The organism is Brevibacillus formosus (assembly GCF_003013405.1).
Lineage (GTDB): Bacteria > Bacillota > Bacilli > Brevibacillales > Brevibacillaceae > Brevibacillus > Brevibacillus formosus.
This window is the reverse complement of sequence record NZ_PXZL01000014.1, coordinates 361-20568: the sequence shown is the minus strand read 5'-3', so window position 1 is coordinate 20568 and position 20208 is coordinate 361. Positions and strand designations below refer to the sequence as shown.

The window sequence follows — 20208 nt, the reverse complement described above, 5'->3', positions numbered from 1 at the left end:
ATTCAGTTTTGAAGGAATAAATCCTTCAACGTTCCTCGGTAGCTCAGTTGGTAGAGCAATCGGCTGTTAACCGATCGGTCGGCGGTTCGAGTCCGTCCCGAGGAGCCATATATACGGAGAGTTACCCAAGAGGCCGAAGGGGACGGTTTGCTAAACCGTTAGTATGCGCAAGCGTAGCGAGGGTTCGAATCCCTCACTCTCCGCCATATGTTTTAATCTCATAGCTTCATGGCGGTGTAGCTCAGCTGGTTAGAGCGTTCGGTTCATACCCGAAAGGTCGGGGGTTCGATTCCCTCCGCCGCTACCATATTAGTTGCGGTCGTGGTGGAATTGGCAGACACACCATCTTGAGGGGGTGGCGGGGCGACCCGTGCGAGTTCGAGTCTCGCCGACCGCACCATACTTCATAATCCTGGCCCGTTGGTGAAGCGGTTTAACACAGCAGCCTTTCACGCTGTCATTCAGGGGTTCGAATCCCCTACGGGTCACCTAGCAAAACGCCCATATCAATATGGGGCCCCCGCAAAGTACTCGGAATATGCTTCAGAGCATTAACGTCACTTTGTGGGGAATGTGGAGGCTTAGCTCAGCTGGGAGAGCATCTGCCTTACAAGCAGAGGGTCGGCGGTTCGATCCCGTCAGCCTCCACCACTTATATAATAGGGCAAGGAAGGTCAGTCAACACTGACACTCGATAGTCCTGATCGTCGCGGGATGGAGCAGCTCGGTAGCTCGTCGGGCTCATAACCCGAAGGTCGCAGGTTCAAATCCTGCTCCCGCAACCAAATATGGAGCTGTGGTGAAGTTGGAGTTCACGCCGGTCTGTCACACCGGAGGTCGCGGGTTCGAGTCCCGTCAGCTCCGCCATTTTTCTTAAAGAATGGCAAAGATTATTCATAAATGGCTCGGTAGCTCAGTCGGTAGAGCAGAGGACTGAAAATCCTCGTGTCGGCGGTTCGATTCCGTCCCGAGCCACCATTAATTAAATTCAACTGCGCCGGTATAGCTCAATTGGTAGAGCACCTGACTTGTAATCAGGGGGTTGTGGGTTCAAGTCCTATTGCCGGCACCACCATTGGGGTATAGCCAAGCGGTAAGGCAACGGACTTTGACTCCGTCATTCCTAGGTTCAAATCCTAGTACCCCAGCCATTTGCGAGCCATTAGCTCAGTTGGTAGAGCATCTGACTTTTAATCAGAGGGTCGAAGGTTCGAGTCCTTCATGGCTCACCAGTTTTTTAGCTGAACAAGCAAAGCTGCGTGATAGTAAAAGCAATGCCTTTTCTGTTCTAAGTAAAATGCGGGTGTGGCGGAATGGCAGACGCACCAGATTTAGGTTCTGGCGGGCAACCGTGGGGGTTCAAGTCCCTTCACCCGCACCATACTATGACAGAAAGCTTTGTCCTCAGTACTAACCTCATAAGATGTAACATGCGGACGTAGCTCAATTGGTAGAGCGTCGCCTTGCCAAGGCGAAGGTCGAGGGTTCGAGACCCTTCGTCCGCTCCATTTATTTGTGCCCTTAGCTCAGCTGGATAGAGCGTTTGACTACGAATCAAAAGGTCGGGAGTTCGAATCTCTCAGGGCACGCCATATTTCATATGAAATCGAAGAGTAGGAATAGATCCTACTCTTTTTTTTATAATTCGTTGTGTATTTTTGCAAATTTTAAGCATTTTTCCCTTGTATCTCCTATTTGCATCCATTACTTTAGAATTACGCTGAAAGCATGGAGGAACAGCTGTTACAAACCTGCGGAAGAATATCATGGAACAGGAGTTGTATCAACATGAACCCTATCAAATTGGAACAAGTAAATCCTGCAATAGCCAGTTTAATCGATAATATAGAAAAAGTATTGATTGGTAAACGTTCTGTAATTGAACTGATGGTAGCGGCTGTTCTAGCGAATGGTCACGTTTTGCTCGAAGATGTACCAGGCGTTGGGAAGACCATGATGGTGCGTGCATTGTCCAAATCAATCAGCGGTGAGTTTAAACGTATTCAATTTACCCCAGATTTGTTGCCAACGGATGTGACAGGGGTTGCTATCTTTAATCAAAAAAGTCTGGAGTTTGAGTTCCGTCAAGGGCCGATTTTTGCAAATGTCATTCTTGCAGACGAAATCAACCGGACTTCGCCAAAAACACAATCCGCACTCTTGGAAGCCATGGAAGAGCGCTCGGTAACAATCGATGGTGCTACGTATCGATTGGCAGAGCCGTTTTTTGTGATGGCAACGCAAAACCCATTAGAGTATGAAGGGACCTTCCCATTACCTGAAGCTCAATTGGACCGATTTTTCATGCAAGTAAGCTTGGGGTATCCAACGGTAGAGGAAGAAATGCGGATGTTGTCCAGATTCTCGGCAGCGAATCCATTGGAAGAGCTTCAACCGGTTATGACCACCGCCGAGCTTGCGGAACTTCAACGCCAGGTATCGACGGTCAAGGTATCGGAAGGAATAAAAGAATACATCGTGCGTCTATGTCATCGTACGCGTGAGCATCATCATATTTATCTAGGCGTGAGCCCGCGCGGTTCCCTTGCTCTTTTCCGGGCTGTTCAGGCATTGGCATTCGTGCGTGGACGTGATTATGTCATTCCAGATGACGTGAAGGAACTAGTTCCAGTAGTGTTTGCACACCGTATGATTGTGAAACCAGAAGCAAGACTGGAAGGAGCAACCGTAGATCGGGTGTTGGCTATGATCTTGTCTGAGACCCGTGTCCCGGTAAGCTAAGGCGGTGATTGCAGATGAGACAGCAAAGGTGGGGTAAGCTCAAGGCGATTGCATTAGTCCTGATCACTTATGTATTCGCAAAATTTCAAGGTGGCTTCTCAAGCTGGTTTCTTTTCTATAGTAGTTTGGTGTTTCTCCTGTATGAAATTGTCGCTTATGTACTCATGTTCACGAAGCTAGAAGTCGAGCGTGAATTAGATCGCAATCGTTTGCAGGATGGGGAAGACGTCATTGTAACGATACGTCTGCGCCGGAGGATTTGGTTTCCGCTGGGCTGGAATATGGTTATGGAGCCGTTGCCGGCGAGGCTGGCTGGCGTGTATGAGCCTCATCGACAACTGATATTCCCGTGGTTCAAAAGGGAAGTCGAGTTTCGGTATGTCATACCCAATGTACCGAGGGGATACTATCGTCTCGATGAATGTGTAGTGAGTGGCGGAGATTTTTTTGGATTTTTTGAGCGTCGCAAGGTTTATTCGATATCGCAGGAGTTTCTCGTTTATCCAAAATACAAGGAATTGACCCATTGGGCTCTGGGTGACGGGAGCTTCAGCGGGACGGTGCATGTCTCCCATCGACGTTCTGACGATGTAGCAGCAGTACGCGGCGTAAGAGACTATCATCGGGGCGATCGATTGAGCCAGATTCATTGGCGCGCTTCCGCACGGGGGACGGGTCTGAAGACGAAGGAATTTGAACATCAGGCGATGAATCAGGCTGTCTTTTTCCTTGATGTAGAGAAGGCGAGCTACCAAGGGAAGCCTGTGCACTTGTTCGAAACAGCGGTGAAGCTAGCAGCGAGTCTTGTCGCTTACGCCAATCGGAATCAATACCATTATGGGCTCGTGTACAAGCAAGCAGAACGTATATCGATACCACCAGGGCTGTCCCATGCCCATTTCCTCAGAGTTTTTGACCAATTAGCACGTGTCGCGCCAGAAGGACAAGAGTTATTTGCAAAAATTGTGGGAAGAGAAGCATTGGAGCAGCCTCAAGGGGTCACTTTGATTATTATTACACCGCATGTAGAAAAAACGTTGATCAGTCGTTTGGTCACACTCGCTCAAAAAGGCAGACGGGTGCAGTTGTTTCTTATGCAGAACGAGTCAACGATTTCGCATGAACAAAAGCAAGCGTTGCAACTGCTTGGCGCAAACAAAGTAACATGTACGTCTATTCACATGGATGATCAAGAGTGGAAACGGATTGGAGGTGCATAGACTCATGAGCGTTTGGAAGCGTCCAACGATTTGGGAATGGGTCTTGGCCCTTTTTCTGTTCCTGATGTTAAGAGAGTGGCTGATTCCTCTACAGACATTGACCGATACGGGCGTTCTGTGGCCGTTTTATGCGATTGTGGGTGGAGTTATTATCATTGACCTGTTGATCCCTTATCGGTGGTTAACCTTGCCGATCAAGGCACTGGGGCTAATGGTGCTTTTGCATGCTACTCTATTTGACAAACCGTTTTTTGACTCGGAATGGATTAGTGAATTGTACGGGCAGATGATTCATGATCTTCCGTTAGCGTTTCAACAGGATTGGGCCAACATGTCGATCTTGTCGCGGAATACCATGTTTGACCTTGTCTTGGTGTTATTAGCGACGATGTTAACGTATCTGGTGCTGGAACAGCGACAAGGCTTATGGTTTGTCTTTTTGACGGAGCTGTATTTGGCTGTGTTGGATACCTTTCTCCCGTATGATGCCAGTGCAGGGGTTGTACGGACGCTGATTATTGGTTTCCTGATGCTGGCTATAAGCCATCTGATGAAGATGACGAACATGGCAACATTGGCAGGGAAGAGAAGCCGAATCATGTTCAACTCACTCCTGGCTTCGGTGTTGGTCATTATGGCTTGCATAGGCATCGGTTATGCTGCACCGAAGGAAGGGCCGTCATGGCCTGATCCGATCGCCTTTTTAACAGGGAAAGGAAACGATACCCCTGTTGGCGTGATGAAAAAAGTAGGATACGATAACAACGACGAACGGTTGGGCGGTCCTTTCCTGCAAGATAACACATTAGTGTTTATTGCAAAGACGAACGAGCGCAGCTATTGGCGCGGTGACTCGAAGGACGTGTATACGGGAGTTGGCTGGGAAAAAGGCGATAGAGAGTATGAGTCAATCCTGGACCCGCAAACCTATACATGGGAGAATACGTTGTTCCAAGGGCTTGAAACGAAGAAGGTTCAAGCTACATTAGAATTTAAAGGCCCGCAGCAATTCCCGACTGTCTTTTATCAAGGTCAGCTGAAAAAGGTGAGCAACTACGCTCCACCAGAGGCAACCGTTGTTTATGACAAAATGAATCAGCAACTAGAAGTACGGGCGGGAAAAATCAACTTGGTTCAGCTGAGTGAGAAAAACGGTCGGCCAGAGTACGGCCCCAATCCGCTTTTGCTAAAACTGAATCAATACAAGGTCGAGGCAGAAGTGCCGATTGTCAGTGAAAAGGCCGTAACGAATGCCGGAACGAACTATCCGGATGAGATCAAAGAGCGCTATTTGCAAGTGCCAGCCTCGGTGCCTCCGCGAGTGAGGGAGCTCGCTGCAACGATTACCAAGGATGCGAAGACTCCTTATGACAAAGTGAGAGCGATCGAGAATTACTTGCGCTCAAGTGGAAAATATAAGTATGAAACGAAAGACGTTCCAGTCGCTGCAGAAGGTCAGGATTTTGTCGATCACTTCTTGTTTGACAGCCTTCGAGGGTACTGTGACCATTTTTCCACCTCGATGGCGGTTATGCTTCGTACTCTGGATATCCCGACACGTTGGGTCAAGGGCTTCGCTCCTGGTGAACGAGTAGGAACGGATGCGCTTAACTACGAGACTGTAGAAGTGCGCAACAGGGATGCTCACTCGTGGGTAGAGGTATACTTCCCGGGGATTGGGTGGGTTCCTTTTGAAGCGACGAGTACATTCATGTCACCTGTTCGTTTTAATTATGATTTGGTCACCTCACAGCCTGAGATCCCCGTTCCGTTGCCAAATATGGCGAATCAAACGGACATCGACCGTGGGAATGGACGTTTCAATGAGCTGGAAGAGGGAGACAGCCCAGCAGGTAGTGGGATTAAAATTCCATGGCAAGTAAACGCGGGATTGGCAGTAGTCGCTGTCGTGGCAGGAATTATCGCGTGGCGACGCAGACAAGACATCCAGCTATGGTGGATGCGCAGGCAGCTGAATCAAGAACGAGGCAGTGAGTTCCCGGATCGGTATCATTTACTGATGCGAATGATGGAGCGAGTCTACACGCGCAGACAGCCAGGAGAAACGTTGCGGGAGTACGTGGGCAGGATGACCCTGCCGGCAGACAAGCGACAAGACCTACGCTATTTGACGGAGCTGTACGAACGATCCGTGTATGGCTACAAAGAGATGGAACAAAAGGCGAGAACAATAGCAGAGCAAATACTAGAACGATTAATCCGTCAATTGAAGCCTTGAACAATACCGTTCCATCTGCTAGAATGACGATCAATGAGACTCGTATAATGATCAGGAATAGGGCCTGAAAGTTTCTACCGCTAGACCGTAAATTTGGCGACTACGAGGAGAGCACATCGGATTTTTGTACATGCAAACCGCACATGTGTACACAAGCTGGGACGTTGCCTCCGTATTGTTTATCGGAGATAGCAGTCCCGGCTTTTTTGCAAATATGCGACAACTTCGCATGGCATGCCGACACTTGCACGTCCTGTATGTTACAGGAGAAGGGGGATATGATGGACAAGTCAATGGAAATGGTCGTCGTACTCGATTTCGGAGGCCAGTACAATCAGTTGATCGCGCGCCGTGTACGCGATCTGGGTGTTTACAGTGAACTGATACCGTTTAATACACCCGTTGAAAAGATTAAAGAGATGAATCCAAAAGGGATTATTTTCTCTGGCGGACCTGCTAGCGTGTACGAAGAGGGAGCGCCAACTGTAGACCCGGCGATTTTTGATCTGGGCTTGCCTGTATTGGGTATTTGCTACGGGATGCAGCTGATGAGCCATTTGACGGGCGGAAAAGTAGAACGTGCGGGTAAACGCGAGTACGGAAAAGCTGAATTGCGTATGCAGCAAAAACACAACTTGTACGACAAATGGGATGCAAACGAAATCGTGTGGATGAGCCACTCTGACAAAGTAGTGGAGCTCCCAACCGGATTTGTCATTGATGCAGTAAGCGACAGCTGCCCGGTAGCTGCGATCAGCAACCTTGAGCGCAAGCTGTACGGCGTACAGTTCCATCCGGAAGTAGTTCATACCCAAAAAGGTACTGAGTTCATTGGAAACTTCCTGTTCAACATTTGTGGATGTGAAGCGACTTGGAGCATGACGACGTTCATTGAGGACGAGCTGGTTCGCATTCGTGAAACAGTCGGCAACAAGCAGGTACTGTGTGCGTTGAGCGGCGGTGTGGATTCTTCCGTAGTAGCAGCGCTGATTCACAAAGCGATTGGCGATCAATTGACGTGCATGTTCGTTGACCATGGTCTTCTGCGCCAAGGGGAAGCAGAAGGGGTCATGGAGACATTCGCTGAGAAATTCTCCATGAAAGTGATCAAGATCGATGCTCGCGAGCGTTTCATGAGCAAACTCAAAGGTGTATCTGACCCAGAGCAAAAGCGCAAAATCATCGGTAACGAGTTCATTTATGTATTCGATGAAGAAGCAGCGAAGCTGACAGATATGGACTTTTTGGCACAAGGCACGCTGTATACCGATATCGTGGAGAGCGGTACAGCAACTGCACAAACGATCAAATCGCACCACAATGTGGGCGGTTTGCCAGAAGACATGAAGTTCACGTTGATTGAACCATTGAAAACATTGTTCAAAGACGAAGTACGCAAACTGGGTACAGAGCTGGGCTTGCCAGATGAGATTGTTTGGCGTCAGCCATTCCCAGGACCAGGCCTCGGCATTCGGGTTTTGGGTGAAGTGACGGAAGAAAAACTGAAGATCGTTCGTGAATCCGATGCGATCCTGCGTGAGGAGATTGCCAAGGCAGGTCTCGATCGCGAAATCTGGCAGTACTTCACGGCTCTGCCAAACATGACGACTGTAGGGGTAATGGGTGATGTTCGTACGTATTCTTACACAGTAGGGATTCGTGCGGTAACGTCCATTGATGGTATGACTGCTGACTGGGCGCGCATTCCGTGGGATGTATTGGAGAAAATCTCTGTGCGTATCGTGAATGAAGTAGACAATGTAAACCGCATTGTGTATGATGTAACGTCCAAACCACCAGCAACAATTGAGTGGGAATAGGAACAAAAAAATGACTCTCTTTTATTCGCGTGATTTGCGAATAAAAGGGAGTTTTTTTTGCTCCAGAATCATCTCGTTCCATACATCATGAGAAGCTTTCCATTTTCTTTTGCAAGAGCAATATAAATGACCCCGCCTAGCCATCCTGGAGGAAGAGTTCCTTCGTAATCCAAGCTTCTGCAATAGGGTTGTAGCTAATAGCGAAGGGAGTTTCCTCCAAAAACTGAGAATAGTACTCTGCTAAATAGGGGAAGATTGCCGTGGCAGCTGCATGTTCATCTGCAAGCTCACCAAAAGCAATTTCATCTCCAAACCGATCTTGCTGGAGAAGAGTGTCGCGATCGGCGAAATAGAGTTCAAACCTCCCGAATAAATTCTCATCATACAAATCACGTTCTACAAAGCCATATTCGATGACTTTTTCTTTTGGATGAACGTTGTGCTTGCTCTTTTTCTTATCGTCGACCCGTACGGTGATTCGATTGACTCGAAGCCGGTCACGTTCTCGTTCCTGCTTCGCTATTATTTGTTCCCAAGCATCCATAAAGTTCAATTTGGATCACCTCCATCTGGTTATGAATTATAACACAGGCTTTCTTGGAAAATATCCGGATATTAAACTCTTTATAAAAATGAATGTTCGTATTTTCGTTGACATTCCCTATGTCACCTGATACACTTCTCAATGTGAGCAGGTAATATAGGAAGGTTCGTATATTCTTGAGAATATGGCTCAGGAGTTTCTACATGGTCGCCGTTAACGACCTGGCTACGAACAAAATGTCATCGGGATTTGGTTTTGTTATTATATTTGGAATTATTCCCGGAGTGTTTTGTTTGACGGCCAGGCGCATGATAAGAGCGTCCGGGCCTTTTTTTGTGAAAGACGTCTCGACGGTTTTCATCAAAAAAGATGTGACCGTTTACGGTCGGCAAAAAACAGTTAGACTATTTTTGGCAACAAGATTAGTATGGGGGGACTTATAGGTGCGGAAGTATTTCGAGTTTGACAAGCTAGGCACCAATTACCGTCGCGAAATCATCGCAGGTATCACTACTTTTTTGGCAATGGCATATATCTTGGCTGTCAATCCATTCATTCTCAGTGGTGCGGATCTGCCGCCAGATTTGAAAGCAAACTACCCTGAATTCGGGGCTGTCTTTACCGCAACGGCTTTGGCTGCTGCTCTCGGAACACTGTTAATGGGTATTCTCGGACGTTTGCCGATCGGTCAAGCTCCGGGGATGGGTTTGAACGCATTTTTTACTTATACCGTCGTTCTGACGATGCAAATTCCTTGGCAACAGGCTTTGGCTGGCGTATTCCTTTCTTGTACGATCTTTTTGATTCTGTCCCTGACAGGTGTTCGTGAAGCGATCATCAAAGCGATTCCACAAAGCTTGAAGTACGCCGTTTCGGCAGGGATTGGTCTTTTTATCGCGTTTATCGGTTTGAAAAACGCAGGTATCATCGTAGCAAATGATGCCACCTTCGTAGCACTGGGACATCTGACCTTCTATCACGAGGGCATGAAGCCGGAAGAAATTTTGGCAGCGAAAAATGCATTGCTTGCTGTGTTTGGTCTGATCGTGACGGTCATTCTGCTTTCTCGCAAAGTCAATGCAGGTATCTTTATCGGAATGCTGATTACAGCGATTACCGGAATGTTTTTCGGACTGGTGAATCTGCCTGAGCAAGTTGTTTCTGCACCACCGAGCCTTGCTCCTACATTCGGTGCTGCGTTCCAATATCTCGGTGATCCATCCGCATTGTTCACCGTGAATATGCTGATTGTTGTTTTGACGTTTTTGTTTGTAGACTTTTTCGATGCAACAGGTACGCTCTTGGGTGTAGCAAACCAAGCTGGATTGCTCCGCGAAGACGGCAATTTGCCACGTCCAGGAAAAGCACTCGCTTCCGATGCGATTGCAGGTATGGCAGGTGCGGTACTCGGTACATCTACCACTACAGCTTATGTTGAATCGACAGCAGGGGTAGCGGCAGGCGGACGCTCCGGATTTACCGCAGTTGTCACAGGGATTATGTTCCTGCTGGCGTTGTTCTTCTCGCCGATTCTTGCGATTGTCACACCTGCGGTTACAGCACCAGCGCTCATTATCGTCGGTGTTCTGATGGCTTCTCACATTGCAAAAGTGGCTTGGGATGACCTGGATGAAGCGTTCCCTGCATTCCTGACCATTTTGTTGATGCCATTGACTTACAGTATTGCAACAGGTATTGCGACGGGCTTCATCGTATATCCGGTGATGAAGGTAATGAAAGGCAAGGCTCGCGAAGTGCATCCGGCGATGTATGTGCTGTTCTTCGTCTTCCTGGCGTACTTCATCTGGTTGCGCGAATAGAATTTTTTGAGAATCAGGCTCTTCGTCCGCTGGACGGGGAGCTTTTTTTGCGCTATGATAGGAAAAATCTTTTTTCACGGAAGGATGGACCGATTCCCATGACAGGTCTTAACATGTTCCTTCAACAGCATCACCACACGTAGAGCGTTTGTATCTTCGGAAATTTTTCCGCAGGTGCAAGCGCTTCTTGTGCTTCGTGCCTGCGGTGGTGTATTTAGGAAGCCATGCGGGCAAGAAGTTGCCTTGCATGGCTTTTTTGGTTTTCTCTATCTGATAAAGGAAAGGGTGTTACTCATGGAAAACGAAGTATTAAAAACGGTAAAAGGCACAAAAGATTTCATGCCGCAGGAGCAGATGCAACGAAACTGGATACGACGGACGCTCGAGGCTGTATTCGAGACATACGGCTGCAAACCATTAGAGACGCCAATGCTACAGCACTACGAATTGCTGGCATCCAAGTACGGCGGCGGGGATGAAATCTTGAAGGAAGTGTATCGCTTAAACGACCAAGGAGATAGAGAGCTCGGCCTGCGCTATGATTTGACTGTTCCATTGACGAAGGTAGTGGGCATGAACCCTGAGATGCGGATGCCGTTCAAGCGGTATGAGATCGGAAAAGTATTTCGGGACGGTCCGGTAAAAACCGGGCGATTGCGCGAATTTATCCAATGCGATGTCGATATCGTGGGAACGACATCGGTGCTGGCTGAAGCAGAATTGCTCAGCATGGCATTTGAGGCATTCAAGCGGCTGGGGCTTGACGTGTACATTGAGGTCAACAACCGCAAGCTGTTATCTGGGGTGCTTCAGGAGCTGGGAGCTCCCACCATGCGGGCCGGGGATGTCATGCTGTCGCTGGATAAGCTCGAGAAGATCGGCGTGGATGGAGTCCGTGATGACTTGCGGGAGCGAAACGTCGAGGAGTCACTCGTGTTGGCAATTACGTCTTTCCTGCAAGAAGGGGTGATTACCCTGGATCTGTTGGCAGAGCGCTTTACATCCCCGCTTGTTCAGGAAGGGATTCGGGAGCTGCGCGATATGCTTGCCTATGTAAAAGGAGCGGGTGTGGGTGGGGAGCTTCGTTTCTCTCCATTTTTGGCAAGAGGCTTAGGGATTTACACGGGAATTGTGTATGAGATCTTTTTGCAGGATGGAAGTATAACGTCCAGTATCGGCAGTGGGGGACGTTACGATCAGATTATCGGTCGGCTTTTGGATGATGGAAGAGAGTATCCCGCTGTAGGGATTTCGTTTGGGTTGGATGTCATTCTTGCAGCGCTGGCAAATCGCAACACGGAAGAGCAAAAAGCTGCCGATGTACTCGTTATTCCCCTCGGGACAGAAGCATCCAGTCTTGGCCTGGCCAATCGATTGCGCGAGAGCGGCATTAGAGTCGAGCTGGAGTTGACAGGTAGACGACTGAAAAAAGCACTCGATTATGCAAACAAAGAAGGCTTTGCTTTTGCGCTGATCTATGGGGAAAACGAAGTGAACAGCGGGCAGGTCGTCGTCCGAGATATGCGAGAGGGAACGGAACAGCCGGTTCCTTTGGAGTTGGTTGAAAAGTGGTTGTCCGACAAGCTATCAGGGTAAAGAGGAAAGATAGTCTTTTTCTTCCATTTTTTGTACAGTAGAGAAAAGGGGGAGATGGCGTGAAGAAATGGGTCTCAATGGTCGGTTGTAGCTTATTGTTTTTGACGTGGATGTTGCCTGTGAATGCTGACGAGGGTACTGCGCTTACGCGTAAACCACTCTATCGGGCTAATGTGCGAATTGATCCAATCAAGAAAGAAGTAGCAGGAACCGTAACGATTACCTTTTGGCCAAAAGACCCTACTCGTGCTTATCTCCATCTTTACCCGAACGTATTTACAGAAGAGCATCAAGGCATGCTATGGGAGGAACTTTTAGGCAATGGTCCAACGCTTGGCTCATACACTAATAAAAAGCTCTTGGTCGATGGTGTAGCGGTTGTCGGCAAACAGACGAAAGATCTGAACATCCTCGAAGTGCCGCTAGAAGGACAGAAGGGCCCACGAAAGATTGTGATGGAGTTCGAGATGACTCTTCCGCGAAACGACGGCAGGATGTCGTACGATGACCAATCGATCTGGCTGGGGAACTGGCTCCCGGTTCTTGCGGTTTACGACAAGGAAGGCTGGCATCTCGATCCGTACGAGCCTGTCGGTGATCCATTTTACAGTGAGAACGCAGATTATGATGTGAACGTGACGCTGCCAAAAGACTATCAACTGGCTAGCACAGCGCCTGACAGGGCTGCGAAACAGGTTTCTGCTGGCGAGAGAGAAAAGACGATACAGCTCTGTGCAGAAAACGTGAGGGATTTTGCCCTCGTCGTCATGGATGCCTCCTATCAGCGAACGGAAACGAAGGTGGGCGAAACAGTCGTCCGAACATGGTGGCGGAAAACAGATGATCCGGCAACTGCTGCGCAGATTCATGAAGCAGCAGCGGAGTCTCTCGCCTATTTTCATCATCAATTGGGTGCTTACCCATATAGCGAGTTCGATGTGGTAAGGACTGGTGGCGCGATTAACGGGATGGAGTATCCGGCATTGGTCTTTCTTGACGGGCGTCATTTCTTTTCAGGGGAAGAAACGGGTATCGTCACGGTTGTCCATGAGACGGCACATCAGTGGTTTTACGGCTTGCTCGGAAATAATCAGGTAAAGGAAGCATGGCTGGATGAGGGATTCACGGAGTACGTGACGCTCTCGTATTTATTTCAGCAAGACCCGCTGTTGGGAGCAGAACGTGTGCGTAGACGGCTGGAGCAGGGCACCTCTGTTCAGTATTATGTGGCAGAGGAACTGCGCCCTTGGCAAGCGCTGTCTGCATTTCCCAATAATCAGAGTTATAGCGATCTCGTCTATTCCCGTCCGTCCTCGATGCTCTGGCTATTGCAGGGAGCGTGGGGGGAAGAAAGGGTACATGACGTTTTGAAGCAGTATGTTGAGAAATACCGTTATCAGGTGGTGACTGGAAAGGAATGGGAAGCATTTCTATCTGAAATGGCAGGAGAAAATGCAAGCGCCTTCTTGGATTATTGGTTGAGGGTAGACATGTCCAAGCAGGAACAGGCAGCAGCTTGGCTGGAGCGCCAACGTCTCAAGCATCAGAAGAAGTAATCGAAGGCAGGGGATCACGATGTGGCGGAAGCATTGGGTGGTCATCGCGGCAGTAGGAGTCGTTTTGACTGTATTCTTGACCGTCCGGCCTTGGACAGGGCAGGCTGTCTTAGATGCTCAGGAGCTTGTGCCGATTGACCACAAGCAGGCTGCAGTCACTTACAGGGCCGACGTACAAATCGATATGAACAAGCACGTGGTGAAGGGCATGCTGACGGCTCGCTTTGTCCCACAAGATGACCAAGCTTTTTTTCATTTATATCCCAATGCTTTTTCTGCGAATGCTACTCTCAGTGGAGAGAACTGGGAGGTTGTGCTGGGCAAACAACGTGAGCCTGGCGGTATCAAGATAAGCCAAGTACGGGTAAACGGAAAAAGTGTCGGTGTACAGTATGCAGGTAAGAACAATACGCTTTTACAAGTGCCCCTTCCTGAAAGGACATCGTCTGTTGAGACGGTAGTGGATATGAAATTTCAGCTCGAGGTTCCTTATAACAATGGCCGGATGTCTTACCATGATCATGCGATGTGGCTGGGCAACTGGCTGCCGATTATGGCGGTCAAGGACGCAGGAGGCTGGCGGCTCGATTCTTATTCCGCGATTGGCGATCCTTTTTACTCGGATGTGGCGAATTATCATTTGCGTGTGCAGTTATCAGAGGGGTACCAGCTTGCTACGAGTGGATTGGAGAGCGTGGCTGTCATCACCGAGACGAGACCGCAACGCCTAAAAATCTATGAAGTGGACGCATGGAAAGTTCGGGATTTTGCCCTTGTCGTCATGGACAATACGTACCAGCCCATATCTGGACAGGTCGGGGATACTATCGTACGTACGTGGGTGCAGAAAAGTGATGACCCGCAAAACGTAGAACGAATACATGAGACTGCCAAGGAGTCTCTCGACTATTACGGAAAACAGTTCGGGGTGTATCCGTATAAGGAATACGATGTTGTCAAGACAGGAGGTTTCTTTGGGGGGATGGAATACCCGAGCCTCGTTTTTATTGCCCAGGAGTATGTTGACCGTAGCGACGCCATGGGGGAAGCGGTCGTAGCACATGAAACGGCACATCAGTGGTTTTACGGGCTGGTCGGAAACGACGAGGTGCGAGAGGCTTGGTTAGATGAGGGACTGACAGATTATGCGACGATGGTATTTTTGCAGCAAAAGTCCCCTGTACGTTCACAAGCGTATATTCAGATGCGGCTGGACCAAGCGCGTGCAGCGGAAGGATATGCGAACCAAGGAGTCACTGCAAAGTCGTCGGTGGAGGCTTTTCCAGATTGGAGGAGCTACAATGACCTCGTTTATGGGCGAGCAGGTGCCATGTGGTGGAACTTGAAGGAAAAATGGGGAGTCGAACGACTGCATCAGGTGCTGCGTCAATATGTACGAGATCATCAATACAAGCAGGCGAATGGGGAGCAAATTACAGCGCTATTGACTGCAGCTGCCGGGGCGGATGCCAGTCCCTATTTAGATTATTGGCTTCAGGTCGAGCTAGAAAAAGCCGAAGCGGCCAACAATTGGGTAGAAAAAGGCAAACACGAATAATTTTTGATACACTAATTTTAAATGTTCGGAAACGAGGTTGACAGGCAAACTTTCTCCCTGCTACACTGAATATGTTGAGAGAAAACGAGTGCGAATAGCCCAGGCGATGAGAGCGGCGCAAAAAGCCGTTAGTCGGTTGGGTTTTCTTCTGATGTTACAAAACGTAGGGGGCGAAATGGTTCATGCTACAGCCTTTGGTAGGAGTCATTATGGGCAGTACGTCAGACTGGGAAACAATGAAGGAAGCTTGCGCGATCTTGGACGAATTGCAGGTACCGTACGAAAAGAAGGTCGTGTCTGCACACAGAACGCCAGACTTGATGTTTACGTATGCCGAGACTGCTAAAAGTCGCGGCTTGGAAGTCATTATTGCGGGTGCGGGCGGGGCAGCTCATTTGCCAGGAATGGTGGCTGCTAAGACAGAGTTGCCTGTCATTGGTGTACCGGTAAAATCATCCAACTTGAATGGTCTCGACTCGCTTTTGTCGATTGTGCAAATGCCAGGGGGCGTGCCTGTGGCGACGGTTGCGATCGGAAAAGCTGGAGCCATTAATGCAGGGTTATTGGCTGCGCAAATTTTGGGGATCAAATATCCAGACGTACAAGAGCGGTTCGTGCAAAGACGTGATGATGTGCGCAATAAGGTGCTGGAGGCTAGTGAACTCGAATGACAACCAAAGACCGTAAGCAAATCAAACCAGGATCGACCTTAGGAATACTCGGCGGAGGACAGCTTGGACGGATGATTGCTCTTGCGGGACGAGCTATGGGCTACCGCTTTGTCACAATGGACCCGACAGCAGACGCACCATGCGGTCAAACAGCTGATCGGCAAATTGTCGCCAGCTACGATGATGTAGAAGCAGCGATGCAGCTTGCCTCAGTCAGTGATGTCATCTCTTATGAATTTGAAAATGTCGATGCACAGGTGGCTGAAGTGTTGGAGAGCCGCGCTTATGTACCGCAGGGGAGCCGCCTTTTGCGTATCACCCAAAACCGGATTCGGGAAAAGACTGCCATTCGCGAGATCGGCATCCCGGTTGCTCCGTTTTGTGTCGTAAATAGCTTGGAGGATTTGCAGAACGCCGTGCGTGAACTGGGGCTGCCTGCTGTCATGAAGACCGCAACCGGTGGCTATGACGGTAAAGGACAATGGGTATTGAGAAGCGAGGCTGAGCTGGAGGAGGCGTATGAAACGTTATCCAAAGCAGGTACAGAGCTGATCGTGGAACAATTTGTACCATTCCAAATGGAGCTGTCTGTGATTGCTGCACGCAATCCGGCGGGAGAACTGGCTGTTTTTCCAGTGTCAGAAAATATTCATCATGAAAACATTCTGCATTTGAGCATCGTACCCGCTCGTATTTCGGCTCAAGTAGCAGCCCGCGCGGAAGAAATTGCTCGTACGATTGTAGAAAAGCTGGATGTGGTCGGACTCATTGCAGTTGAGCTGTTTTTGACCGAAGATGGTCAGTTGTATGTCAATGAATTGGCGCCTCGACCGCATAACTCTGGGCATTTTACCATGGATGCTTGTGTGACCTCGCAGTTTGAGCAGCATGTTCGGGCGGTTTGCAATCTGCCTTTGGGATCTACAGAGTTGCTCTCGAGCGTCGTGATGGTTAATATTTTGGGAGAGCATCTACAGCCTGTCATCGATCAGATCGACAAGCTGCCTCGCACAGCCAAGCTCCATTTGTACGGAAAAGCAGAGAGCAAGGCCAAGCGGAAAATGGGGCATATCAATGTGCTCGCCCCTACTGTAGAAGAAGCGCTCACCCTGATTGATGAGCTGAAAATCTGGACGAATACATCGGAGGTATTATCATGATCGAACGCTATTCCCGACCGGAAATGCGCGCCATTTGGACGGAAGAAAACAAATTCAAAGCGTGGCTGGAAGTAGAAATTCTCGCGTGTGAAGCATGGTCCAAGCTGGGCGTCATTCCTGAGGAAGACGTGAAAAAGCTGTGGGATAACGCTACTTTTGACATTAACAGAATCTATGAGATCGAAGAAGAGACACGCCATGATGTGGTGGCGTTTACCCGTGCGGTATCGGAAACCTTAGGCGAAGAAAAGAAATGGGTGCATTACGGACTGACTTCTACCGATGTAGTGGATACTGCTCTGTCTTACCTGCTGCGTCAGGCGAATGAAATATTGGAGAAGGATATTCAAGACTTCATCGAGATTTTGGCCGACAAAGCACGTGAGCACAAGGATACAGTTTGCATGGGCAGAACACATGGCGTACATGCGGAGCCTACGACTTTTGGTTTGAAGCTGGCCCTGTGGCATGAAGAAATGAAGCGCAACCTGGCGCGTTTTCAGGCTGCGAAAAAAGAAGTGGCGTACGGAAAAATCTCTGGCGCAGTTGGAACATACGCAAACATCGATCCGTTTGTGGAAGCGTACGTGTGCGAGAAGCTGGGGCTGTCGGCAGCGCCTATTTCTACTCAAACCTTGCAGCGTGATCGCCACGCCGAGTACATGGCGACATTGGCACTGATCGCAACTTCTTTGGAGAAATTCGCGACAGAAATTCGCGGTCTGCAAAAGAGCGAGATGCGTGAGGTAGAAGAGGCATTTGCTAAAGGACAAAAAGGTTCTTCTGCAATGCCACACAAGCGCAACCCAATCGGCAGCGAAAACATTTGCGGTCTGGCTCGTGTCATCCGCGGTCACATGCTCACTTCCTATGAAAATGTTTCCCTGTGGCATGAGCGGGATATTTCCCACTCCTCTGCGGAGCGCGTGATTTTGCCAGATGCGACACAAGCATTGAATTACATGCTGCGCCGTTTCATGAACATCGTGAAAAACTTGACAGTGTTCCCTGAGAACATGAAGCGCAATATGGACCGTACCTTTGGATTGATCTACTCGCAGCAAGTCATGCTCAAGCTGATCGAAAAAGGCATGAGCCGCGAGCAAGCCTATGACACGGTACAGCCTCGTGCGATGCAGGCGTGGGAAGAGCAACGCTCCTTCCGTGCGATCGTCGAGGAGGATGCAACGGTCAGCTCTACACTGTCCAAGGAAGAGCTGGATGAGTGCTTTGACTACCGTTACCACCTGAAACATGTGGATACGATTTTCCAACGTCTGGGATTGATTTAAATGCAAGTGCCCTCGAATTTTTCGGGGGCTTTTTTTATTAAGAAGCCGTAGTGGGGGAGAAGCGCATTTCCAGTCTACGCTTCGGCCTACGCCCTGCTGGGGGACTGGAAATGCGCTTCTCCTGCGCAGCTTATTTATAATTGCTTGAAAGTGAATTCAAGGTGTGAAAGTACTACTAAGCAGACACACCGTATAGCATGAAAACTGCTTTGAAATGACACGCAAAAACGGCTTTAAATGTTCAGTGAAAATAAAGTTTTAGACTGGCCTTAGGCATTAAGCTAACGGGCAGATTTGCGTAATAGCGTAACAAGTTGTTTTAGTAGCATAGTTTATGGTTGTTTTATATGATAGGAATAAACCAAAGGGGAATGTTATGAAACCAATTATGATTGATTTTCCAGATGAGTTTCATACTGAACGATTAGTAATTAGAATGCCAAAACCAGGGGATGGTAAGGTTGTATTTGAAGCCATTAATGCTTCGATAGATGAGTTGAAACCTTGGTTAAAGTTTGTACAAAATGAACAAACCGAATATGATATTGAACTTGCAGTTAGAGAGGCACATGTAAGATTTATAAGTCGTGAAAATCTAAGATTCCTTGTCTTCATGAAAGAAACGGGGCAATTTGTTGCTACGTCAAGCTTACATAACATAGACTGGGATGTACGGAAATTTGAAATTGGATATTGGATAAATACACGTTTTAGTGGCAATGGGTATATGACTGAAGCAGTTGAAGGTATTTGTGATTTTGCTTTTAGTCAGTTGAATGCCCGAAGATTGGAAATACGTTGTGATACTAAAAATACTAGAAGTAAGTTAATACCTGAGCGATTACACTTTGAACTTGAGGGTATTATCAAGAACGAAGATTTATCGGTTGATGGAAGCGAATTGAGGGACACATACATTTTTGCAAAGATACAACGATGACATGTTGGATTAAACTAACGGGGAACGTTAGTTCAACAAAGACAGCGACAGTCTAAGACTTTATTTTTTCAAGTCTTGGGCCGTCGCTGTTTCTTTGTTTAGTCAGTCTAATACTTATTTTTCGAAGGCTAGGCGTTTAAGTCCATAAGAAATGCGTAATATCAAGGTCGCCAGTCTATGACTTTATTTTCTTCGAACATTAAAGACAACTTAAAAAATTCCTTAAGAAATTTTTAAAGATTTCTTTTGAAAGTTGTAACCGAAATGAAACCTCTTCCGTACCTACTTGTGCGAGCTTACAACGAGCCCATAAGTACCTTACAAAAGTGTAAGCTTCCTGAAATAAAACTCGATGGTTCCTGCTTCGTTTCGACCGTACAATGAAATCAATTCATACGGATCACGAAACGGGAGATCGATTATGACGACAGCAATCATGTATCCAAAATTAAGTCACCAACAAATTTACGAAGATTACTCTGCTAAAATATATCGCTATTTCCGCTACCGGGTAAAAAACGTCTGGGATGTGGAAGACTTGACAACGACTGTGTTTATTAAGGTGTACTCCAAGCTTGAGCAGTACGATGGCCGTCATCCTTTTGGTGCCTGGATTTTCCGAATTGCGCACAATGCTTTGATTGACTACATGCGCAAGAAGCGGGAGAGTCCGGTGGATCAGGACACATTTAGCAATATGGTCGCAACAGATAAGCTGCCGGAGGAGTGTCTTCTGAATCAGGAGACAACCGAGGGTTTATGGGATAAGGTGCACACGCTGACAAAGGATCAACGCAATGTGATCGCCCTGCGCTATCTCGGAGATTTGCGAATGAATGAGATCGCGGAAATTTTAGGCAAGACAGAGGCTTCGGTGAAAATCCTGCACTTCCGTGGGATTAAGAAGCTCCAGCAATTGATGACAGAACAAGCTTAAGGGGGGGACAACAGTCCTGCCCTTTTTTCTATTGAGGAGCTGTAGTGGAGAGAAGAATATTTCCATGCTAGGCTCCAGGCTTCGTCCTGCTGGGGGTTAAGACTGTCCGCTCC

15 protein-coding genes, 15 tRNA genes and 2 riboswitches are annotated in these 20208 nt (G+C 48.2%); of the genes, 28 read left to right on the top strand and 2 right to left on the bottom strand.

Translation table 11 applies throughout. The annotated features are described in order from the left end of the window. Nucleotides 1-32 precede the first annotated feature (32 nt). The 19 genes from C7R91_RS16240 to guaA all read left to right on the top strand — a co-directional run bounded on the left by C7R91_RS16240 (nucleotide 33) and on the right by guaA (nucleotide 8021). Nucleotides 33-108 (top strand) — tRNA-Asn (locus C7R91_RS16240). A 7-nt stretch (nucleotides 109-115) separates the two neighbouring features. Then, nucleotides 116-206, top strand: a tRNA-Ser gene (locus tag C7R91_RS16235). Nucleotides 207-230: 24 nt separating this feature from the next. Beyond that, nucleotides 231-307 (top strand) — tRNA-Met (locus tag C7R91_RS16230). Between the two features lie 8 nt (nucleotides 308-315). Then, nucleotides 316-400: transfer RNA gene (locus C7R91_RS16225), tRNA-Leu, on the top strand. Between the two features lie 14 nt (nucleotides 401-414). After that, nucleotides 415-488, top strand: a tRNA-Glu gene (locus C7R91_RS16220). An 87-nt stretch (nucleotides 489-575) separates the two neighbouring features. Next, nucleotides 576-651: transfer RNA gene (locus C7R91_RS16215), tRNA-Val, on the top strand. A 57-nt stretch (nucleotides 652-708) separates the two neighbouring features. Continuing rightward, nucleotides 709-785, top strand: a tRNA-Met gene (locus C7R91_RS16210). A gap of 5 nt (nucleotides 786-790) precedes the next feature. Next, nucleotides 791-867, top strand: a tRNA-Asp gene (locus tag C7R91_RS16205). Nucleotides 868-902: 35 nt separating this feature from the next. Then, nucleotides 903-978, top strand: a tRNA-Phe gene (locus tag C7R91_RS16200). Nucleotides 979-996: 18 nt separating this feature from the next. Continuing rightward, a tRNA-Thr gene (locus C7R91_RS16195) sits at nucleotides 997-1072 on the top strand. A 4-nt stretch (nucleotides 1073-1076) separates the two neighbouring features. Continuing rightward, nucleotides 1077-1151: transfer RNA gene (locus C7R91_RS16190), tRNA-Gln, on the top strand. Between the two features lie 5 nt (nucleotides 1152-1156). Further along, a tRNA-Lys gene (locus C7R91_RS16185) sits at nucleotides 1157-1232 on the top strand. 67 nt (nucleotides 1233-1299) lie between these two features. Further along, nucleotides 1300-1381, top strand: a tRNA-Leu gene (locus C7R91_RS16180). A gap of 51 nt (nucleotides 1382-1432) precedes the next feature. Next, nucleotides 1433-1508: transfer RNA gene (locus tag C7R91_RS16175), tRNA-Gly, on the top strand. A 7-nt stretch (nucleotides 1509-1515) separates the two neighbouring features. Further along, nucleotides 1516-1592 (top strand) — tRNA-Arg (locus tag C7R91_RS16170). A 196-nt stretch (nucleotides 1593-1788) separates the two neighbouring features. Continuing rightward, entirely contained in the window at nucleotides 1789-2742 is a 954-nt protein-coding gene (locus C7R91_RS16165) for an AAA family ATPase (RefSeq protein ID WP_047072441.1), read from the top strand. Between the two features lie 14 nt (nucleotides 2743-2756). Beyond that, entirely contained in the window at nucleotides 2757-3962 is a 1206-nt protein-coding gene (locus C7R91_RS16160; protein ID WP_047072440.1) for a DUF58 domain-containing protein, read from the top strand. Between the two features lie 4 nt (nucleotides 3963-3966). After that, nucleotides 3967-6201 carry a transglutaminase TgpA family protein gene (locus C7R91_RS16155; RefSeq protein WP_047072438.1) on the top strand — a complete coding sequence of 745 codons (2235 nt, stop codon included), beginning with the start codon at nucleotides 3967-3969 and terminating at the stop codon, nucleotides 6199-6201. A gap of 20 nt (nucleotides 6202-6221) precedes the next feature. After that, a riboswitch (purine riboswitch) is annotated at nucleotides 6222-6324 on the top strand. A gap of 158 nt (nucleotides 6325-6482) precedes the next feature. After that, entirely contained in the window at nucleotides 6483-8021 is a 1539-nt protein-coding gene (guaA, locus tag C7R91_RS16150; RefSeq protein ID WP_047072477.1) for a glutamine-hydrolyzing GMP synthase, read from the top strand. A 68-nt stretch (nucleotides 8022-8089) separates the two neighbouring features. Here guaA and C7R91_RS29710 read toward each other — a convergent pair whose 3' ends face one another. Further along, nucleotides 8090-8194, bottom strand: coding sequence for an NTF2 fold immunity protein (locus tag C7R91_RS29710; protein ID WP_236697942.1), 105 nt, complete (start codon nucleotides 8192-8194; stop codon nucleotides 8090-8092). Then, the gene (locus C7R91_RS16145) at nucleotides 8158-8574 is read right to left on the bottom strand and encodes a hypothetical protein (protein ID WP_236697941.1); all 417 of its coding nucleotides are present in this window, start codon (nucleotides 8572-8574) and stop codon (nucleotides 8158-8160) included. The genes C7R91_RS29710 and C7R91_RS16145 overlap by 37 nt, the downstream gene beginning before the upstream one ends. Nucleotides 8575-8711: 137 nt before the next feature. Then, nucleotides 8712-8813, top strand: a riboswitch (purine riboswitch). Between the two features lie 195 nt (nucleotides 8814-9008). Here C7R91_RS16145 and C7R91_RS16140 point away from each other — a divergent pair. The 9 genes from C7R91_RS16140 to C7R91_RS16100 all read left to right on the top strand — a co-directional run bounded on the left by C7R91_RS16140 (nucleotide 9009) and on the right by C7R91_RS16100 (nucleotide 20095). Continuing rightward, complete coding sequence (locus tag C7R91_RS16140; RefSeq protein ID WP_047072435.1) at nucleotides 9009-10385, top strand: NCS2 family permease; 1377 nt, start codon at nucleotides 9009-9011, stop codon at nucleotides 10383-10385. A gap of 294 nt (nucleotides 10386-10679) precedes the next feature. Next, entirely contained in the window at nucleotides 10680-11981 is a 1302-nt protein-coding gene (locus C7R91_RS16135) for a histidine--tRNA ligase (protein WP_047072434.1), read from the top strand. 59 nt (nucleotides 11982-12040) lie between these two features. Continuing rightward, complete coding sequence (locus C7R91_RS16130; protein ID WP_047072432.1) at nucleotides 12041-13537, top strand: M1 family metallopeptidase; 1497 nt, start codon at nucleotides 12041-12043, stop codon at nucleotides 13535-13537. Nucleotides 13538-13556: 19 nt separating this feature from the next. Next, on the top strand, nucleotides 13557-15095 hold the full coding sequence (locus tag C7R91_RS16125; RefSeq protein ID WP_047072430.1) for a M1 family metallopeptidase: 1539 nt from the start codon (nucleotides 13557-13559) through the stop codon (nucleotides 15093-15095). Nucleotides 15096-15277: 182 nt separating this feature from the next. Continuing rightward, the gene (gene purE / locus C7R91_RS16120) at nucleotides 15278-15766 is read left to right on the top strand and encodes a 5-(carboxyamino)imidazole ribonucleotide mutase (protein ID WP_012684280.1); all 489 of its coding nucleotides are present in this window, start codon (nucleotides 15278-15280) and stop codon (nucleotides 15764-15766) included. Further along, nucleotides 15763-16926: a 5-(carboxyamino)imidazole ribonucleotide synthase gene (gene purK, locus C7R91_RS16115; RefSeq protein ID WP_047072428.1), complete on the top strand. Its 1164-nt coding sequence runs from the start codon at nucleotides 15763-15765 to the stop codon at nucleotides 16924-16926. Before purE ends, purK begins: the two co-directional genes overlap by 4 nt. Next, complete coding sequence (gene purB / locus C7R91_RS16110) at nucleotides 16923-18218, top strand: adenylosuccinate lyase (RefSeq protein ID WP_047072425.1); 1296 nt, start codon at nucleotides 16923-16925, stop codon at nucleotides 18216-18218. The genes purK and purB overlap by 4 nt, the downstream gene beginning before the upstream one ends. Before the next feature lie 376 nt (nucleotides 18219-18594). Continuing rightward, nucleotides 18595-19158 carry a GNAT family N-acetyltransferase gene (locus C7R91_RS16105; protein WP_047072424.1) on the top strand — a complete coding sequence of 188 codons (564 nt, stop codon included), beginning with the start codon at nucleotides 18595-18597 and terminating at the stop codon, nucleotides 19156-19158. A 421-nt stretch (nucleotides 19159-19579) separates the two neighbouring features. Next, on the top strand, nucleotides 19580-20095 hold the full coding sequence (locus C7R91_RS16100; RefSeq protein ID WP_047072420.1) for a sigma-70 family RNA polymerase sigma factor: 516 nt from the start codon (nucleotides 19580-19582) through the stop codon (nucleotides 20093-20095). The last annotated feature ends 113 nt before the right edge of the window (nucleotides 20096-20208 follow it).